General features: G+C 60.8%; 19 protein-coding genes. 5 read left to right on the top strand and 14 right to left on the bottom strand.

Translation table 11 applies throughout. From position 1 onward, the window contains the following. From BP737_RS08305 to BP737_RS08245, 13 genes are all read right to left on the bottom strand, one after another. A partial coding sequence (locus tag BP737_RS08305) for a serpin family protein (protein ID WP_342686108.1) occupies nt 1-518 on the bottom strand: 518 nt, incomplete at its 3' end. A 314-nt stretch (nt 519-832) separates the two neighbouring features. Continuing rightward, nucleotides 833-2,179 (bottom strand): hypothetical protein, encoded by a 1,347-nt coding sequence (locus tag BP737_RS08300; RefSeq protein ID WP_342686107.1) that lies wholly within the window; start codon nt 2,177-2,179, stop codon nt 833-835. 242 nt (nt 2,180-2,421) lie between these two features. Next, the gene (locus BP737_RS08295) at nt 2,422-2,964 is read right to left on the bottom strand and encodes a winged helix-turn-helix domain-containing protein (protein WP_292408496.1); all 543 of its coding nucleotides are present in this window, start codon (nt 2,962-2,964) and stop codon (nt 2,422-2,424) included. Between the two features lie 104 nt (nt 2,965-3,068). Then, a complete protein-coding gene (locus tag BP737_RS08290; RefSeq protein WP_292408493.1) occupies nt 3,069-3,785 on the bottom strand; it encodes a class I SAM-dependent methyltransferase in 717 nt (238 codons plus the stop codon). Beyond that, nucleotides 3,760-4,770: an AAA family ATPase gene (locus BP737_RS08285; RefSeq protein ID WP_292408490.1), complete on the bottom strand. Its 1,011-nt coding sequence runs from the start codon at nt 4,768-4,770 to the stop codon at nt 3,760-3,762. The genes BP737_RS08290 and BP737_RS08285 overlap by 26 nt, the downstream gene beginning before the upstream one ends. Continuing rightward, nucleotides 4,757-5,488 carry a 4-phosphopantoate--beta-alanine ligase gene (locus BP737_RS08280; protein ID WP_292408552.1) on the bottom strand — a complete coding sequence of 244 codons (732 nt, stop codon included), beginning with the start codon at nt 5,486-5,488 and terminating at the stop codon, nt 4,757-4,759. Before BP737_RS08280 ends, BP737_RS08285 begins: the two co-directional genes overlap by 14 nt. After that, nucleotides 5,488-6,336: a pantoate kinase gene (locus BP737_RS08275; RefSeq protein ID WP_292408487.1), complete on the bottom strand. Its 849-nt coding sequence runs from the start codon at nt 6,334-6,336 to the stop codon at nt 5,488-5,490. Before BP737_RS08275 ends, BP737_RS08280 begins: the two co-directional genes overlap by 1 nt. After that, the gene (gene coaBC, locus BP737_RS08270) at nt 6,318-7,448 is read right to left on the bottom strand and encodes a bifunctional phosphopantothenoylcysteine decarboxylase/phosphopantothenate--cysteine ligase CoaBC (RefSeq protein WP_292408484.1); all 1,131 of its coding nucleotides are present in this window, start codon (nt 7,446-7,448) and stop codon (nt 6,318-6,320) included. The genes BP737_RS08275 and coaBC overlap by 19 nt, the downstream gene beginning before the upstream one ends. After that, a complete protein-coding gene (locus BP737_RS08265; protein WP_292408481.1) occupies nt 7,445-8,317 on the bottom strand; it encodes a class I SAM-dependent methyltransferase in 873 nt (290 codons plus the stop codon). The genes coaBC and BP737_RS08265 overlap by 4 nt, the downstream gene beginning before the upstream one ends. A 6-nt stretch (nt 8,318-8,323) precedes the next feature. Continuing rightward, a complete protein-coding gene (locus tag BP737_RS08260; RefSeq protein ID WP_292408479.1) occupies nt 8,324-9,370 on the bottom strand; it encodes a 60S ribosomal export protein NMD3 in 1,047 nt (348 codons plus the stop codon). A 3-nt stretch (nt 9,371-9,373) separates the two neighbouring features. Continuing rightward, nucleotides 9,374-9,667 (bottom strand): DUF424 domain-containing protein, encoded by a 294-nt coding sequence (locus tag BP737_RS08255; RefSeq protein WP_292408476.1) that lies wholly within the window; start codon nt 9,665-9,667, stop codon nt 9,374-9,376. Between the two features lie 45 nt (nt 9,668-9,712). Then, a complete protein-coding gene (locus BP737_RS08250; RefSeq protein ID WP_292408474.1) occupies nt 9,713-10,543 on the bottom strand; it encodes a TatD family hydrolase in 831 nt (276 codons plus the stop codon). Further along, on the bottom strand, nt 10,515-10,868 hold the full coding sequence (locus tag BP737_RS08245; protein ID WP_292408471.1) for a dihydroneopterin aldolase family protein: 354 nt from the start codon (nt 10,866-10,868) through the stop codon (nt 10,515-10,517). The genes BP737_RS08250 and BP737_RS08245 overlap by 29 nt, the downstream gene beginning before the upstream one ends. Before the next feature lie 281 nt (nt 10,869-11,149). On the opposite strand from BP737_RS08245, the gene BP737_RS08240 reads away from it, so the two are divergent. Genes BP737_RS08240 through BP737_RS08220 form a run of 5 tightly spaced genes read left to right on the top strand, consistent with a single transcriptional unit; the run spans nt 11,150 to nt 15,705 of the window. After that, entirely contained in the window at nt 11,150-12,310 is a 1,161-nt protein-coding gene (locus BP737_RS08240; RefSeq protein ID WP_292408468.1) for an ABC transporter substrate-binding protein, read from the top strand. Between the two features lie 12 nt (nt 12,311-12,322). After that, nucleotides 12,323-13,363 carry a FecCD family ABC transporter permease gene (locus tag BP737_RS08235; protein WP_292408466.1) on the top strand — a complete coding sequence of 347 codons (1,041 nt, stop codon included), beginning with the start codon at nt 12,323-12,325 and terminating at the stop codon, nt 13,361-13,363. Continuing rightward, on the top strand, nt 13,360-14,118 hold the full coding sequence (locus BP737_RS08230) for an ABC transporter ATP-binding protein (RefSeq protein ID WP_292408463.1): 759 nt from the start codon (nt 13,360-13,362) through the stop codon (nt 14,116-14,118). The genes BP737_RS08235 and BP737_RS08230 overlap by 4 nt, the downstream gene beginning before the upstream one ends. Nucleotides 14,119-14,132: 14 nt before the next feature. Continuing rightward, nucleotides 14,133-14,903, top strand: a complete 771-nt coding sequence (locus BP737_RS08225; protein ID WP_292408460.1) for a class I SAM-dependent methyltransferase — start codon at nt 14,133-14,135, stop codon at nt 14,901-14,903. A gap of 7 nt (nt 14,904-14,910) precedes the next feature. Then, entirely contained in the window at nt 14,911-15,705 is a 795-nt protein-coding gene (locus BP737_RS08220) for a class I SAM-dependent methyltransferase (RefSeq protein ID WP_292408457.1), read from the top strand. A gap of 630 nt (nt 15,706-16,335) precedes the next feature. Here the strand turns inward: BP737_RS08220 and BP737_RS08215 are convergent. Continuing rightward, nucleotides 16,336-17,079: hypothetical protein (locus tag BP737_RS08215; RefSeq protein ID WP_292408454.1), on the bottom strand; the 744-nt coding region annotated here is incomplete at its 5' end.

Genomic DNA, 17,079 nt, shown 5'->3' with positions numbered 1-17,079 from the left:
AAGTCGAGGCTCGTTGCGTTTGCCCCATACCAGCGGGCGGCCGTCTCAATATACTCCGGGAGGAACGAATGGGTCTCCTCCGCCCAGAGGGCGTTTGCGGTGCGGAGAGTGTAGTTACCGCTCCCGCGGTTCAGCCCGGCGTCGATCGCGGCAAACCCCTCCCGCCGGAGGGTGTCGTTCGTTGGAAGGTGCAGCACCGCCCCGATCTCGTCGGCGGTCGTGCCGCGGGCGCCCTCGTAGGTGATTGCAAGGGCCGACGAGATGCTGTAGGGCGAGAAGAAGAGGTTGCCTCCCGCATGCGCCGGATCGGCCGCGAGGCGGCGGTAGAGGTCGAACGCGAATAGGTTGTTGCCGGCGCCGTCCGGCGTATCGGGACGGGCGGTGCCTGTATCCCCCGCTACGGGTCCGCCGGAGACCGAAGTCGTGTTCAGAGGTGCGGTACCGGCAGCGCTCAGTCCTGCGAGAATGAGCGCCAGAACCAGAATGCCTATTCCGGAGAATATCAATAGTCTTTTCATCGTTCTCTCCCGTGGATCGCATCGGAGGAAAAGGCCGGAAACCTTCGAGACCGGGCAGCCCCGGGCATCCACATGGATTCTCTCTGCAGAAAGACGATAAAGCCGGCGAAACTGTTCGACCCCCGTCGAACAGGTCCGGAATGTATATGAACGCGATCTTCACTTCTCGCTGGGTCGGGGAACCCGCCACCACCAAGATCATTAGTCCCGAAGGGGGTGCGGCGTTGCCTGATTCTCAGGGGTAGCATCTCCACGAATTAAATTTCAGCCCAAAAAAGGAGAGGATGAAGTCACCGGGGAAATAAGGCCCTGTATCATCCCGCGATCTTCTTCATCGTCAATTCTTCGTAGAACTCGACCTGATCCTTCCAGGGAGCGTAGCCGACGTAGACCGTATCCCCGTCGTCCACGGTAAACTCCCAGACGGGAACGGCCGAGGACTGGGTCTGCTCGCAGAACTTCCAGACCAGCCGGGCAGGCAGGGTGCCATCATAGCCGTTTTCCGCGAGGATTGCTCGTGCCTCCTCCAGCGTCGGACGGATCACGTTTTGTGTCTTCTGTGTCCCTGGAGTCGGGGAAAATGCGCTACTGAAATCTGCGACATCTCCTTTGATGGAGACCTGTGCGACGACAGTGACGTAACCGTCCCGCTCAAAGGGAATCAGGTAGTAATCGTGCCGCTTCTCATCCAGCGAGTGCACGAAGACTGACTCTCCTGGGATCGCACCTTCAAGTTCTTCCTGGAAGATCTTGATTCTGTTCATCTCCTGCCGGGCAAACGCGGCGAGGTTGGTATCCTCGGTCAGGGGGATATCGTCTTCCTCATCGGCCATCAGGGTGACGTTTTTCGCCACGGCTTCGTAATATGCGGTCATCTGGTCATAGTAGGTCTCGCGATCGACGCCTGCGGTCGGCGTGGGCCGCACCAGGGTGTCGCTCCAGACCGCGGGGCGGGTAGTGTTGTCATCCCTAGGTACAGGTTGACTGGAGACCAAAGCCGCGTCCAGAGGTGCGGTACTGGCGGTGTCAGCTCCCCAGTAGCCCCGCAAGTGAGTCCAATATCCCTCCCAGTAGCTTTCATCTCCATCTATATCCACCGGGGTGAATACATCGCTCCAGTCATCTGTAGAATAGTAGCGGTTGACATGGTTGATATCGTCCTCCCAGGGATCGTGCACCCAGAAGCCATATACATCGTATATACTCCCGTAGTAATCCTCGTACGAGACACCCTTCACCAGAACCCAGTGATACCCATTATAGATCAACGCAGGCGTCGGATTGTCCAGGTCCACGATATCCATCGCCATGGCGATGTTTGCCGAGTCAAAATAACTCCACCTGCGATCCTCGGCGACGAAGTTGCTGAGGTAGTCGCTCACGCAGGCTGCGAGCCCGTCCGGGTCGGTATACCAGAGAGGCCAGCCCTCCCGGTTGTGAGACTGGATACTGCTCCATAGCGTATCCTGCGAGATGTAACCGTTGTGGAAGTCTATCCACATCTGTGCGACCGCCGGGCCGCAGTAGCAGGACGCCTCCTGCTCGTAGTAGGGCACGGAGAGCTGTTTGGTCACCTCCCCCGCCATGACGGGAGCGGCGACCGCCCCCATGACGAGCAGAACCGCCAGCAGGACGCCGGTCTTCGAGAGATAGAGTTTCATTGTTTTTAACCTCCATAGCCACTGGAGGCATAAGACCGCAACGGGTCTCTCTCGCGAGTACCGGCGAAACCGATGCCTCCGGGCACGCAGAGCGCACCCAACCCCGAACCGTCGACGGATGAACGCCGTGTCGGTCGCGGGCGCCGCGTGCGGCATCTACAGCAGTCCTTCAGCCTCCCGGAACGATAAAACCGGTGAAAATGTTCGACCCCCGTCGAACAGATCCAAAAAGTATATGGAGGCTAAACGCTTTTTCCGTCCGCAGGGAGAGATCCCGCCGCGCGCGTGTTTCGCCGCCGGATGCAGGCATACCCCACCAGAAACCCACCGACAAGCACCAGAGCGATCCCGGCAATGAGCAGTTCCACGGGAGGCCCCTCCGGGACCGGGAGGCCGCCGCCGCCCGGTCTCGGAAAGATCGGCACTTCGCGGACCGGCGCCGTCAGGAAGGCCGCGAGGGCGGCGACCCCTCCGGCGAGGCTCGCCAGTCCCGCCGTCAGGATGATCCGGACCCGGGCGCTGCCGTGCGGCTGCAGGAGAGCGCGCCCCGCCGGCGTGAGCGCGTAGTACACCCAGGCATGACCGTCCTCCCCGGCGGCGACAAACCCGGCGTCGGCCAGCCTCTGGAGGTGGTGATGGACCGTGGACTTCGCGAGGTCGAGGTCGTCCGCGAGCTCCGTGACCGTCATCCTGCGTGTGCGTAGCGCCTTTAAAATATCAAGCCGGGTCCCCGAGGCGAGAACCTCGAACGTATCCTTCGTCAGGACGATATCGACCGGCTCCATGGGAAGTAATTCGGGGGAGGCAGGATATAACCGTATCGCTGCTGCACCGTAACCCGATCGTAAAAAAAAAGTCGGCGCCGGCGCGACGGACGGCCCGCCGACATCTACTCTTCCGGCTTTTTCCCGCTCGCACAGACGTTATAGGCGAGGTAGGGGAGGTTCTCCTCGACGAAAGGCTCCACCTTCCGGGCGAGGTTAAAGAGCGGGTCCGCGAGGTTTAAGTGCGCAAACGAGCACCGGTCGACCGAAACGTCCTCGAACCCGGCCTCCCGGAAGAGCCCGGCAATCTCGGCGTTGGTGTAGTAGTGCTCGTCGAAATCCCCCACGCCCACCTTTTTTAAACCGACCTTCTCCCCCACATGGTAGGCGATGGGGACGATGCTCGTAAAGACCGTCCGCGAGAGGGTGCAGACGGCGATCCGGCCGCCGGGTGCGAGGACCCGGTAGGACTCCCGGAGCATCGCCGCTGGGTCCGGGACGTAACTGAAAGCGAGCAGGCTCGCGAGAGCATCGAAGGTGGCGTCCCGGAACGGCAGGACATCGGCAGTCCCGACACAGAACCCGCTCTCCGGACAGCGCTGCCGCCCGTGCCGGACCATCCCGTGGCTGATGTCGAGGCCCACCGCCCGGCCCCCCTCCTCCACGTAGCGCTGCACAAAAAGCCCGGTCCCGCACCCGAGGTCGAGGAGGAACCCTCTCCCGGGGAGCATGCTCATCACGTGATCGCAGATATGCCGGTGGTAACTCCTGCCGCGGTGGCCGTCGTAGCGGTCGTCGTAGACGTCCGCGACCTCGTCATAATGTTGCTGTACTTTCCTCACTGAACACCTCCCGGAAAATCCGGGCAAGAAGTGCGTTGATCTGAACGAAATCGTTTGCGCTGTGACAGAGCCGGTAATCCGTATCGGCGAGCGCGATGGAGAGGGCGGGGTGGTTATACTCGCGCCCGATCACCCGCCGGAGTTCGCGGACGACCTCACGCGCCGAGAGGCCGTACTCGATCATCAGCGTTTCAGCGATCCGGCGGGCGGCATCGAAGTTCCCCGCCCGGAGCGCGTCGAATGCGGACGTCGTCACGCTCTCCGTCTCGGAGCGCGAGACCTCCGCAAGGTCGAGGTCCTTCCCCGACCCGACGGCGATCTGCAGGTAGAGGAGCGCCCGCCGCAGGTCGCCCCGTGCGGCCTGAACGATCAACTCGAGGTCGTCCGCCGGGTACTCGGCCCCTTCCGCGGCGAGGACCTCCTCGAGGCGGTCGCGGACGACCTCGTTTGCGAGTGGGGCGAAGAAGAGCGGCAGACAGCGCGATGCAATGGCGGGGATGATCGCCGACGGCCGCACGGTGACGAAGATGAACCGGCAGGTGGCGCTGTAGCGCTCCATCGTCCGGCGCAGGCCCTGCTGCGCCTCAAACGTCAGGTCCCCGGCGTCCTCAAAGACCATCAGTTTAAAGTCGGCATCGAGCGGGCGCATCGAGGCGTACCATTTCACGATCCGCTTGAAGTTGACGATCAGGCTCTGATCTTTGCGGTAGAGCAGGCTGAACCGCTCGTCCGTCTCAAGAGCGCTCCGCCCTCTGCCGAGGAGATCGGCGGCGCTGAAAATGGTCGTGTTCGCCTCCCAGTTCTCGCCGTAGAGCCGTTTTGCCAGACACTCGACGGCCGTCGACTTCCCCGTGCCGTGCGGGCCGGAGATGAGGAGATGAGGCAGGCTCCCGGAATCCGCAAACGAGACAAGATAGCGGACGACCTCCTCCTGCCCGACGATCCCCTCGCACCCCTTCGGGCGGTAGACCTCACTCCAGAGCATGGCTCAAGCTCTCTCTCATCTCATCTATTGCCGCCCGGAGAAGATAGGCATTGTCAAGCGAGGCGACCAGACGCTCGCCCTCCCCCGGTTCGAGAGAGGCGCACGCCGCGGTTATCGCGGGGAGGGCGCGCGTCACCTCGTCGACGATCGTCAGGGTCGCCGTCCTGGCGGTCCGGGAGAGCGGGTTTAAGTCGACGGTGATGACCGATTTACCCATCGCCCTGAGCGCCGCACAGCGGTCCCCGTCCTCCAGCGGCACGAGGACCACGTCGGCGTCCCCGATCCCCTCCCGGAGGCTGAGAGCGCGGTCGTGCGAGAGCGGGACGATCCGCTCCGGCGTCCCCGTGAGGACCCGGACGCCGTTCTCCTCAAGGAGACGGGTGATCAGCCGGACCCGCTCGTCGGTCCGGTGGAAAAGGTTCACCTCGACGTCGGCGCCGCTTGCCCGCTGGAGCGCTGCAATCTCCGCCGCCGCAAGCGCTGCGGTGTTGCCGTTCACCGATATCACCGCGTGCCGGGCTGAAAGAAGCATGGCGGCGGCCGTCCGTTCGGCGAGAGCCGCGCTCGCCGTCGTTCGTTCGCCGATCAGGTAGTCGAACGCCTCGCCGCGCCCGTGTGCCGCGAGCCCTTCCAGGGCGACGACGCCTTCACGGGCGCACCGGGCCATCCGCTCGCGAGCAACAAGCGAGCGATAGCGTGGATGGTCTTTCGGAATCATCATCTCATCTCGATTAAGTATGCGCCGCGGCGTGCGGCATGCAGGCGGTAGACCTCCCCGAACCCCGAGAGCACCCGCCCGGCGCCGTCTCCGCAGGCAAAAACACCGTTGCCGAGCATCGTCATGCTTGCCGGGACCCCGGACGCGTCGCAGGCGGCAAGCACCCGCCGCACCGCAGGTTCGATGAGTCCGCTCTTCTCGGCGAACTCCCGCGAGAGGCGGCAGAGGTCGGCGAGGTCACGCGGGCAGCGGTTCGGGTACGCGGCGGCTATCCGCGTCATCGCCTCCCCCGACGAGAGGACCGATGCGGTCGGGAGCGGGCCGAGGCTCACGGCGTAGAGGGGCTCTTCAGGGTAGAACCGGGCGATCTTCGCGTGGATGCCGGCACCCATCCTGCAGACGAGGCCCCCCGCCTGACTCGCGGCGACGTCCCCGAGACCGGTGCGGTGGAGGACCTCGGCCTCGTGGGCACAGGCCGCCACCTCCCCCGCGGAGAGGCCGAGGCCGAAGAGGTGATTCGCCGCCGTGAGCGTCGCGAGAAGCGCCGCCGCCGAGAGCCCGAACCCGGCTCCGATGGGAAGCCGGCACTCCGTCGTGACGCGGGCCGTGACCCCCAGCCGGTCGAGGGCGTACTCGACCGGCGGCGACCCGGTGCTCGCCCGGCCCTGCCGGCCCTGCCGGACCACCCGGACGCTCGTCTCGCGGGCCTCCTCGACCGCCGAACGCACCCCCTCGTCGATGACCATCCCGGCCCCGATGCTCCCGGTGACCTCCGGGCTGTTCCCCTCGACCCGCCTGAAGTAGCCGGAGATGTGCCCGGGAGAGAAGGCTACAGCAGTCCGGCCCATATCGCCGCCGCGACCTCCTCTTTGCTCCCGGAGACTTCCCGGGTCCCATCGACGGTCATGATCGAGAACGACCCTTCCTCCGCCCCCATCACCGGCGGGGCGTTCACGACGACAACGGCCGCGCCCGCATCGAGCATCGCCCGCGCCCGCTCCTCCTCGTGCCACCCGAGTTTGAACGCAACCGTCACGGGGCGATAGGTCGCCATCACCTCGTCGATGACCTTCGGGAGAGGGTCGAGCCGGACCGTCTGGGGCGTGCCGCTCGGGATCTTCCCTTCCCGGCGTTCCGGGGCAAAGTCCGATACCGCGGCTGCGCTGACGAAGATATCGACCCCCTCGTCCCGGGAGACCCGGAGGACCGCGTCCCGCATCTCAGCGGCGGTCGAGACAGCGATGTTTCGTACGCACGGGAACGACCCCGCGTGCACCACCGTCACGTCGGCGCCGAGCCGGAAGGCCTCAAGCGCGAGTTCCCGCCCCATCCGCCCGGTCGACCGGGTGGTCAGGACCCGCACGTCGTCGAGGGGCTCCGCACACGCCCCGCTCGTGATCAGGACGCGTTTACCCGCAAGCGGCCGGCCGGAGACCGCACGCTCGGCATGGAGGACGATCGTTTCGGTATCGGCGATCTTCGCCTTCCCCTCCTCGACCCGCGGGTCGACGACGTCGATGCCCCAGGAGCAGAGCCGACGGAGGTTCTCCATAACCCCCGGGTGGCGGTACATGCTCTCGTGCATCGCCGGGACCACTACCATCGGCATCCCCCGGCCGAGCGCCGTCGTGGCGAAGGTGGTCACGGGGGTGTCGTCGATCCCGCAGGCGATCTTTCCAATCGTATTCGCCGTAGCGGGCGCAATGAGAAGGAGGTCCGCCGCCCCGCCCTCCCCGCAGTAGAGGACGTGCTCCACGATGCCGGTGATCCGCGTGATTGCCGGCCGGCCGGTCGCGTAGGTCAGGGCGTCGGGGTGGACGATCCCGGCTGCCGCCTCCGTCATCACCGCCTGCACCGTTGCGCCTCTGCGGCGCAGGGCATGGGCGAGTTTCACCGTCTCGACGGCCGCGATGCTCCCCGTCACGGCAAGGACCACCGTTTTTCCCGAAAGTATCGTCACGCTATCGTCACATCCTGCACCATATGCCATGCATGCGGACCGTACTTCTTCACCCGGCGGGAGGCGACCGTCGCCGAGAACCCGGCCTTCGTCGCCTCTTCCCGGACCCGGGACGTCGCATCGCCGATGCTGTGGACGTGGAGCACGCTCCCCGGCCGGACATGGGCGAGGGCGTCGGCGAGCATCGACGGGGCGTCGAAGTGGCCCATCAGGACGCGGTCGTAGACCCCGGAGAGGAGGTCCCGGCAGTCCCCGATCTCTGCCGTAACCCGGTCCGCAACATGGTTTCCCATAATATTTCGCTGCAGGTATTCAAAGGCTGTCGGATTGATCTCCATCGCGTGGACTCTCGCGCCGCTCGCGGCCGCCGGGACGGTGAAGTAGCCGATCCCGGCGAACATATCGGCGACCCGCTCGCCGGGCCGGACGAGAGCGGCAATCCTCGCTTTCTCCGTGCGGTTTCCCTGCGCAAACATCACCCGCGTCGGGTCGAGGATGAAGGTGTATCCCTGCTCGCGGTGCCGCACCTCGCCGGCGGTGCCGTAGAGGACCTCGACGTCCGGGATGCGCATCGCGCCCAGATACCCCTTCACCCGGATGACCCCCCGGGGGCGGCAGTGCCGGACGATCGCGGCGAGTTCCCCCTCCGTCGGCGCATCGCCGTGAAGGACCGCGATGTCCCCAATGAGGTGGTAGCCGCGCCCCCGGTAAGGCGGTTCCCGTTCGGGGAGGTCCCCGTCGGCGGGATACCCCTCCCTGACCGGGACCCAGGCGGTGCCGTCCCGGACGTAGGGGCGGCGGGTGCGGTCCACCCACCCGGCATCACAAAGACCGGCGAGGTCGCCCGCCGGCACCTTCCGCGCACGCAACAGCAGTCACCCGACGATGACCAGACGGTCCTGCTCCTCGTCGCGGAGCACCCGGATGGGCTGTCCCTCCACCGGGAAGGTCCAGGGCACCGCATCGACCTCCCGCGTCCGGTAGGTCTTCGGGTCGAGAAGCCCCACGAGGTTCGGCTGCGTGAAGGCGACGAGCGCGGACTCGGCGTCACGGACGTTCCCGATCAGGCGCTCGACCTCCCCTTCGGTGAGGGTCCGGGTCGTGCCGTCCGCAAGGTCGAAGACCCGGAGATGCTGCCCGTCGATCTCGCGCACCTCGAAGTAGCCGCCCCGGGAGACCACCACGTCGCCTTTCTGGTAGAAGGGAAGGCGGATGGAGTAGGTGACCCGGTAGAGGGCTTTTCCCTCCCGCTCGCCGACCAGTTTCGGGTGGGTCGTAAACCGCCCGCCGAGCGCACTCGTGATCATCCGGGCGATCTCTTGGCCGAGGTGCTGCGTCCCGACGGTGATGTCGACGCCGTCTTTCGACTCCTCGAGTTCCGAGATGAACGAGAGGCGGTCCCCGGTCTGCTGGAGAGACTCCTCGGCCTGCTCTGCAATGCTCGTCGCGACCTCGCGCTCGTAGGCGTTGATCTTTCTATTGGTCGCCCGCACCTGGACGATCCCCTCGTAATAGCCCCCGGAGATCCGGCTGCATCGGTCGCAGGACTCCTTCTGCCAGAGGATCTCGACCCGGCAGGTCTCCCGGACCGGGACGGAGTAGAGGGTCGCCTCCACCTCGACGGTGCAGGTCGTCCTGTTCGGCCCGGTCTCCTCCGACCGGACGGTGACCCGGGGGTTCTTTGCGTCGAGGTGGATGCTCGTCGCCGCCACCGCCAGTTCGGCGATGAGGTCCTCGCGCGGCACCCGGAGGTCGGACCAGGTCTTGCCGCGCTTCTGCGACCCGCAGACCGGGCAGTACACGGCCGTTATGCGGGGTTCGCAGGAGAGCAGCCGGACATCCGCGGCCCGGCACCGCGGACAGAGTCCCCCTTCCTCGGTCGGCTGCCCGCACCGGGGGCAGATGCTCGTCTGGATGGTCATGGGTTAGATCCTGAATATCTGGGCATGGGGCACGTCGCCGATCATGATGCAGTCCCCCTCGGCAACGAGGCCCATGGAGACGGCGAGGGCTACGACGCGCTTCCCGATAATGTTAACGTTTGTCGCGCCGGCGAGAGCCCCCCTGACCTCTTCTTCGTCGGCACGCGTTGTGCCGTAAAAATCTCCGGTGATGCAGACCTCTACGTCTCCATGCATCAGGGTGACATCCAGGAGTTCGGAGTCGCAGGCGGCCACCACGTCACCGGCACCCGGTATGTGGTGCACTTTCAGGTACATTGCAGATCTCTTGGACGGGAGTCGTCAAAAAGGTGCGCTGTTCCATTAAGGAAGGACGATATTCACGCCATAGGTGCGCGAGGGGGCCTCTGCATGGATGCGCCAGGCGTCCTCCTCGGTGATGAGCCCCTCTTCAAGATACCGGCGCGTGAACCGCGGGACCGATTTCGGTCCGAGGACGGCGCCGGGCCGTGCGTTTTCGTCCATGTAGTCGCTCTCCATGGTGAACAGCCGCCCGGCGCGGGCGAGTGCGGGGATATCTTCGTGCCGTGCGATGAAGGAGGGCGCAAGAGGCGTATCGGAGGTTGCAAAGTGTTTGACGACCCGCTCAACCGGTATTCCTGCCCGCCGGGCCATCTCGACGACGTCGGTGCAGGGCCCGCTCTCGGCGTGGAGCTGGACGGCGCAGCCGCATGCCGCCCCGAGTTCGAGGGCGTGGAAGAGGACCGCGTTTGAGGCGGCAAGCACCTCCGGTGTCGTCTCGTAGTGCGGCCGCCCGCTCTTTAAGGCGACGGCTTCTCCCTCCTCGACGTAGCGGGCCGCGAGGTCGAGCCCGGCCGTCATGACGGAGACGGCCTCATCGAGGCTCATCCGTTCGGAGAGACGGCTGATCTCCGCCGGGTGGACGCCGAGGATGGGATAGACGACGAGCCCGGCCTCCCGGACCATATCGGCAACCCGGAGAGTCTCCCGGAAGACTCCCCGGTAGTCTTCGCCCGAGGAGGGCTTGATCCCGAACGACCAGGAGGGCTTCGAGACGAGGAAGATGTGCGTCCCTCCGCTGCGGCGGAAGTCCTTCGCGGCCTCGACGCCCCGGCCGTTCGCCGGGTCGATGTGGATATGGTCGTCAGTGATCGGTATCGCGGGGAGTTTCATGGATCTCAAGAATCTCCATCATGGGGTAGTCGTTCTCGAGGTGCAGCCGGGCCCGGCAGACGGCCGTCCCTACCTCTGTCGTGATCTCGGCGTCGAACATCCGCCCGGCAAGTTCCGAGTAGCCGAACCGGTTCGAGACCATCATCTCCCGGTTCAGCCGGACGCGGATTCCCGTCACGTAGGGCTGAAGGCCGACGGCCTGCTCAATTGCGGTCTCAACCGTCGCGGCCGTCTCGCGGGAGATGGGCGTCCCAACGAACTGGTGGTAGAGGGCGCCGAGTTTGATCCCGGCTTCGAACGCCGCCCTCTCGCGGTCGGTGGTCATGATAGTATATTGTCGTTATGGTGTAATAAGGGGCTGTCGTCCGGCGGGAGAGGGACGGTGGCTACCTCCGGACACCCTGACGGAAGCGGGTATCATGGAGAGATTTCAACAGAGCCATCAGATCCATTCAATTAAGTAATATCCATATAAATATTCGTTATATTTATAGCATGGAAAATTAAACTGGATATTACATCTACCGCAAGTTTCGGTGTCCAGTATTATGAAAGGATGAATTTTCAGGCGTTTTGTAATGTCGGAGACTCTTTCCGGGGTGACCTATGGTAAAAGGAATCTGGAGTATATTTCTTGTTTTAACGACTACGGCATGTCTGCTGGCGGCCGGTTGTGTTACTACGAATAGTGCGGCAAACAACACGGACGCTCAGATCACGTTCACCGATCTGGCGGGGCGCGAAGTGACGCTTGATTCCCGGCCGGAAACAATCGCGGTCGGGTTTTATATCGTCAACTACCTGATGGTCGGCGGCGATGACGCCCTGGATAAACTGGTCGGTCTGGCCATGGATTCCTGGGACGGCACAAGATACGGCGAATATGCGGTATTTACCTCGACATACCCGAAACTTCTGGAAGCAAACGGCGAGATCGTTAACATAGGAAGTTATCACGACGATACCCTGAACACCGAGAAGATCCTGCAGTTGAAACCCGACGTCCTGCTGCTCTCCCCGTCACAGTATTCCGCCAATAACGAGCAGGTAAAGACGTATGAGAACGCCGGCATCAACGTCGTCGTCATCGACTTCAACTCGAACACCCTTGAGACGCATACCCGGAGCAACCGCATTCTGGGGATGCTCCTCGGCAAGGAAGATGTTGCGGAGGAACAGATCGCGGCATACACCGCTGCCGTTAACGACATTACCTCACGTCTTGCCGACGCAAACGTCGAGAAGAAAGCCGTCTACGTTGAACTCGGAAACAAAGGTCCGGGCGACTATGGAAACTCCTACTCCAATACCATGTGGGGGTCGTTTGCTACGCAGGCCGGCGGGATCAACATTGCCGACGGTCAGATTGAAAAATACGGCTCTTTAAACCCGGAATACGTCATTGCATCCAATCCGGACGTAATCTTCATTGGAGGAGCGATCTGGTCGGGAGATACCAACGGGGACCAGATGCGCATGGGGTACACCATCAGCGAAGAAACCGCCCGGGAACGCCTGAAGAAGTTTACTGAACGACCCGGCTGGAACGTGATTACCGCCGTCAAAGAGGGAGAGGTATACGGCATCGACCACGGCGGGCTTCGTACCATGATCGACTACGTCTATCTCCAGTACATCGCCAAAGCGCTGTATCCGGAACTTTTCGAAGACCTTGATCCGCAGGCGACTATGGAGGAATTCTACGAGAAGTATCTGCCCGATCTCGATTACACGGGCACCTTCATGATCAAACTCGATGCAACGTAAGTCGGGCAGACAATGGCGGACAGAGACGGAGCGGCGATCTATCAGGCCATCGTCCGGAAACGTGCGATAGTCTGCATCGGCAGCCTGATAGGTCTGGTGCTCCTCGTCCTGGCGGACCTTATGATCGGCCCTTCGTGGATACCGATCCATGACGTTGTGACCACGCTTTTTGACGGGCCGAACGGCGAGACGACCAGCACTGCCATCGTGTGGTCTGTTCGCCTGCCGATGACGTTTACCTGCATCTTCGTCGGTGCATCGCTCGGTCTTGCCGGAGTCAAGGTCCAGACAATCTGCAACAACCCCCTTGCAAGTCCGTATACCCTCGGACTTACCTCCGGGGCGGCATTCGGCGCTGCAACCGCAATATTCACCGGGTTCAGCATTGCCGGGATTTTATGGCTCGGGACCGCTGTTCTCGCGTTTATTTTTGCCGGCGGGGTATCTCTCGCGATCTACATGGTCGGTAAAATGAAGGGAATGTCGACAATTACCATCATTCTCGCCGGTATCGTGATGAACTTCTTCTTCGTCGCCCTTCAGCAGCTTCTCCAGTACAAAGCATCCGCCGAAGTAGCGCAACTCATAGCAAGCTGGACGTTCGGCAGCCTTACCCGTTCATCGTGGACCAGTGTCGCCGTGAGCGGATGTATCCTGGTTGTCTGTGCTATTTTTGTCACCAGGTATGTCTGGCAGCTGACCGCACTCACCACAAGCGAAGAGAATGCAAAAAGTCTCGGCGTCGATACGGAATCGGTCAGGCTCAAGATGTTCATGAGCGCCTCCCTCCTCACCGCGGGAGCCGTCTCTTTCATTGGAACCGTCGGCTTTGTCGGGCTTGTTGCACCTCACTGTGCACGGCTCCTGGTTGGTGAGGATCAGCGGTATCTGATACCCGCCTCAGTGATATTCGGGTCGCTGCTGATGCTTGCCGCATCGATTACGGCAAAACTCATCGGCGGCGGGTCGATGATCCCGGTGGGGATCGTCACGTCGCTTGTCGGGGTCCCGGCTCTCTTCATCCTTCTCATGAAGACCAGGAGGTGGGAATGACAACGCTTGACCTGGATAACGTGGGTGTCTCTTTCGGGAACAATATCGTCCTGGAAGAGATCACCACCACGTTTAAAAGCGGCGAGATGACCGCCGTTATCGGCCGTAACGGGATCGGCAAGACCACCCTTCTCAAAGCAATCGGAAACCAGATTAAACGAACCGGGACGATCACCTTTGATGACGGGAATGCGCGGGCCCTGTCGTTCGACGACATCTCGTATGTCCCTCAGATGAGTTCAACGCAGACTCGCCTGACCGTCTTCGAGATGGTTCTCATCGGGCTGTTGCGCGATTTAAGATGGAAGGTCACTCTCGAACAGATCCAGGCCGTTACCGGGGTCCTTGGGGAATTGAATATCCTGCACCTGAGCGAACAACCGTTCTTCAGTCTGAGCGGCGGGCAGCGCCAGCTGGTTATTCTTGCACAGGCGCTTGTTTCCCGGCCAAAAATTCTCCTCCTAGACGAACCTACCAGTGCGCTCGATCTGCGCCATCAACTCATCATCATGGACCTTGCCCGCAACTACACGCACAGCCACGATGTGATCACCATCTATGTTGTCCATGACCTGAATCTGGCCGCCAGGTACAGCGATTCGATTATTCTCTTACACGACGCAAAGATAAGAGCCCACGGCACGGCGGATGAGGTGTTGCGATCCGAATTGCTTGAAGCTGCGTATAACGTCCGACTCGATATCGAGAAGACGGGTGCCGGATATCTCACCATCACCCCCATAGAACCGCTCTAACGATGTGAACAAGGATGAGACGATTGAACGATGCAGAGATCAAATCGGCGATCATCAAAAAATGGGATACCGACGCCGAGTATTATGACACACATGTATCTCACGGGATACAGACCGTTGAAGAGAAAGACCTCTGGGCCGACCTTTTTCGAGAGTTGATCCGTTCCGGATCGCGGGAGGTTCTGGACGTAGGGTGCGGTACCGGTGCGATGGCGCTTATTCTTGCCGAAATGGGGCACATCGTGAAAGGTATCGACCTCTCCGAAGGCATGATGGACGTCGGGAGAAAGAAAGCCGAAGCCCGGGGAGTTGTCGTTGATTTTTCAAGAGGAGATGCAGAATCGCTGTCTTTTGCGGATGATACGTTCGACGTCGTCGTGAACCGGCACCTGCTCTGGACGCTACCCCATCCGGAAAAGGCATTGTCCGAGTGGAAACGGGTCGTCAGACCTGGCGGGATGGTCGTTGTTATCGACGGACTCTGGGACGACGGGTCGCCGGGCACAAAATTCAGGCAGTCTCTTGGAAGATGCTTATCGAAGATTTTCAACCCGGATACGCGGGGTGCAAGCGGATATTCCGAAGAACTGTCCGGGTCCCTTCCGCATGCGGGCGGAGTCTCGATGAATGAGGCACAGAACTTTTTTGTGAGGGCAGGTTTTTCCGATATATCGGTAAAAAAGCTGCATACTATTCGTGAAAATCAGAGATCTCGCAAGGAATGGTATCAGAACCTCGGGTACGACTGGGAATACTATGCGATCTCCGGAACTAAAAGGGAGTGATGCCGACATGGACGACTCTACGCTGAAGGAGCGGATCACCACCCGCTGGGACAAAGGGTCCTGGCACTACGACTCACACGTAGCGCACGGGATCGGGACCCCTGACGAAAAACGACTCTGGATGGATGCGTTCTCTGCAGTTCTTCCGGACCGTCGATCAATCGTTCTCGATGTCGGGTGCGGCACCGGCGCCATGGGGCTGATCCTTTCGGAGATGGGGCATACGGTAACCGGGCTGGACCTCTCCGAGAAGATGATGGAGATCGCCGGGGAGAAAGCGAAGGCGAACGGGTTGTCCATGACGTTTGAGAGGGGCGACGCCGAAGAGACGCCGTTTGAAAACGACGCCTTCGACGTCGTCGTGAACCGGCACCTGCTCTGGACGCTCCCCCATCCGGAAAAGGCATTGTCCGAGTGGAAACGGGTTGTCGGACCAGGCGGTATGGTCGTTGTCGTCGACGGACGCTGGGACGACGGAAGGCCCATGACGAAGTTCAGGCGGGCTCTCGGATTGAAACTGGAACAGTTGTTTATTCCTCAGTTGAGGAACGCCGTATGCGGATACGATGAGACGGTGCAGGCGGCTCTTCCGAACATGGGCGGCGTTCCCGAAGACCGCGCTCTGAAGTATTTTGTAGATGCCGGTTTTTCAAACGCAAAAATCCACGACCTCGGCGCTATTCGCAGTAATCAGCGTAAGCAGTTGAAGTGGTATCAGAAGGTCAGTCCGATCACCAGTTACTATATGGTGACCGGCGTCAAGGCCTGGGATGGGGAAGAAAATGCCTCCAGCGGGATTTAATATCCGTCCTATTTCTCTATGTTCTTCGGCTGCTCACAAAACGAAGCAATCATTCCCGCTCCGGGGGTAAGACGGGAGCAAGAAGGTGCACCCGGGGGGAGGGGAGAGAAGAGAATCTTGTCCTTGCTCCTGCTCATACACCCGCCGGAACTCCGCCCGTGAAATTCCTGCCTGCGTACAGATCTGCGTACAGATGGCTCACAGGGTCGAACCTTTGAGTTTAAGATGATTCGGCATCGTGAGAGGCGTCGTTGTGCCGTCCGGATTGTTGCGGACAGGTGCGATGTGGTTCGCCCTCCTGACGACGCGAAAAACGAACGCTTCCAGCGTCTTCAACACTTTCCGCCGGGGTGCATTGTGCGGGAACTTTATCAAGGGTAACCTGAAGAGCATCGGGATGACCTCATGAAAAATCAGGTATTTTTCGTGGCTTTTTGACTGATGACCCGGATAATGATGCTCGTGAATAAAAGGGCAAAAAATAGCCACTGTCTGGGGGAGTCATAATGGCCGCTTTGTGTATATTCGTAAAAGTTTGCGACGAGAAGAATTACCGCAAGAACGAGTACCAGTTTCCATAGCAACGGCAGATAATTGCGAATCATAATCACCACAAAAATAATGGGATGTTTAAATGTATATATAGTCAACCTCTACAAGTATGGGGGCAGAGGGATGCGGTTCGGGAACAAGCCAGATATCGAGGTAACAATCCCCTGGTTCGAAATCGTAGTGATCAGGTATAGCTTGGAGAGCCACAGCCACTAAACTGAGAATTACTCCGGGTAGCACACCGAAAAGCATAGCAATTGCTGCAAGAGCAGCAGTGCCCCACATAAGATCGCTATACTTCACGTCATTGAAAACTAAAGTCGATCCTGATGGGGCCAGACTCGGGAAGTCAATCTTTGTTTTATCACTTGTTAGGCCAATATCGCTCGTACTAGTAAGATCGCTGATATCAGGACTCTCGGTTTTCGGAAGGGTCACTATATCGCTTGACGCCTTTACAACTCCGTTTTTAACCACCATCTGCTCAACTTTGAGTGTGATAGCATCGGAGCTTTCCGAGACCACTTGCGCATCGATTACCGAACGATAGTTTGTACCAACCGATTCGATATGGTAAGAACCATTTTCGGAGTAATAGCCACTAACTTGCTGGTCTGCGCAAATTCGCTCAAATTTTCCGCTGATCCCTGATTCTGCATCGAATTTGACGTTTCCATTAAAGAAGATCGTGTCTCCAACTTTCTTGTAGTCACACAGTTCTGTGTCAATGCTGTTTACTTTTATACCCATGTTTTGCAGCAATTCTTCTTCAAAGTGCTTTTCACTCTGTGCAGCCACAGCCGGCACCATCGCGACACTCAC

Source organism: Methanoculleus sp. UBA291 (assembly GCF_002499755.1).
GTDB classification, from domain to species: Archaea; Halobacteriota; Methanomicrobia; order Methanomicrobiales; family Methanoculleaceae; genus Methanoculleus; species Methanoculleus palmolei.
This window is presented reverse-complemented; position numbering and strand designations above follow the sequence as displayed.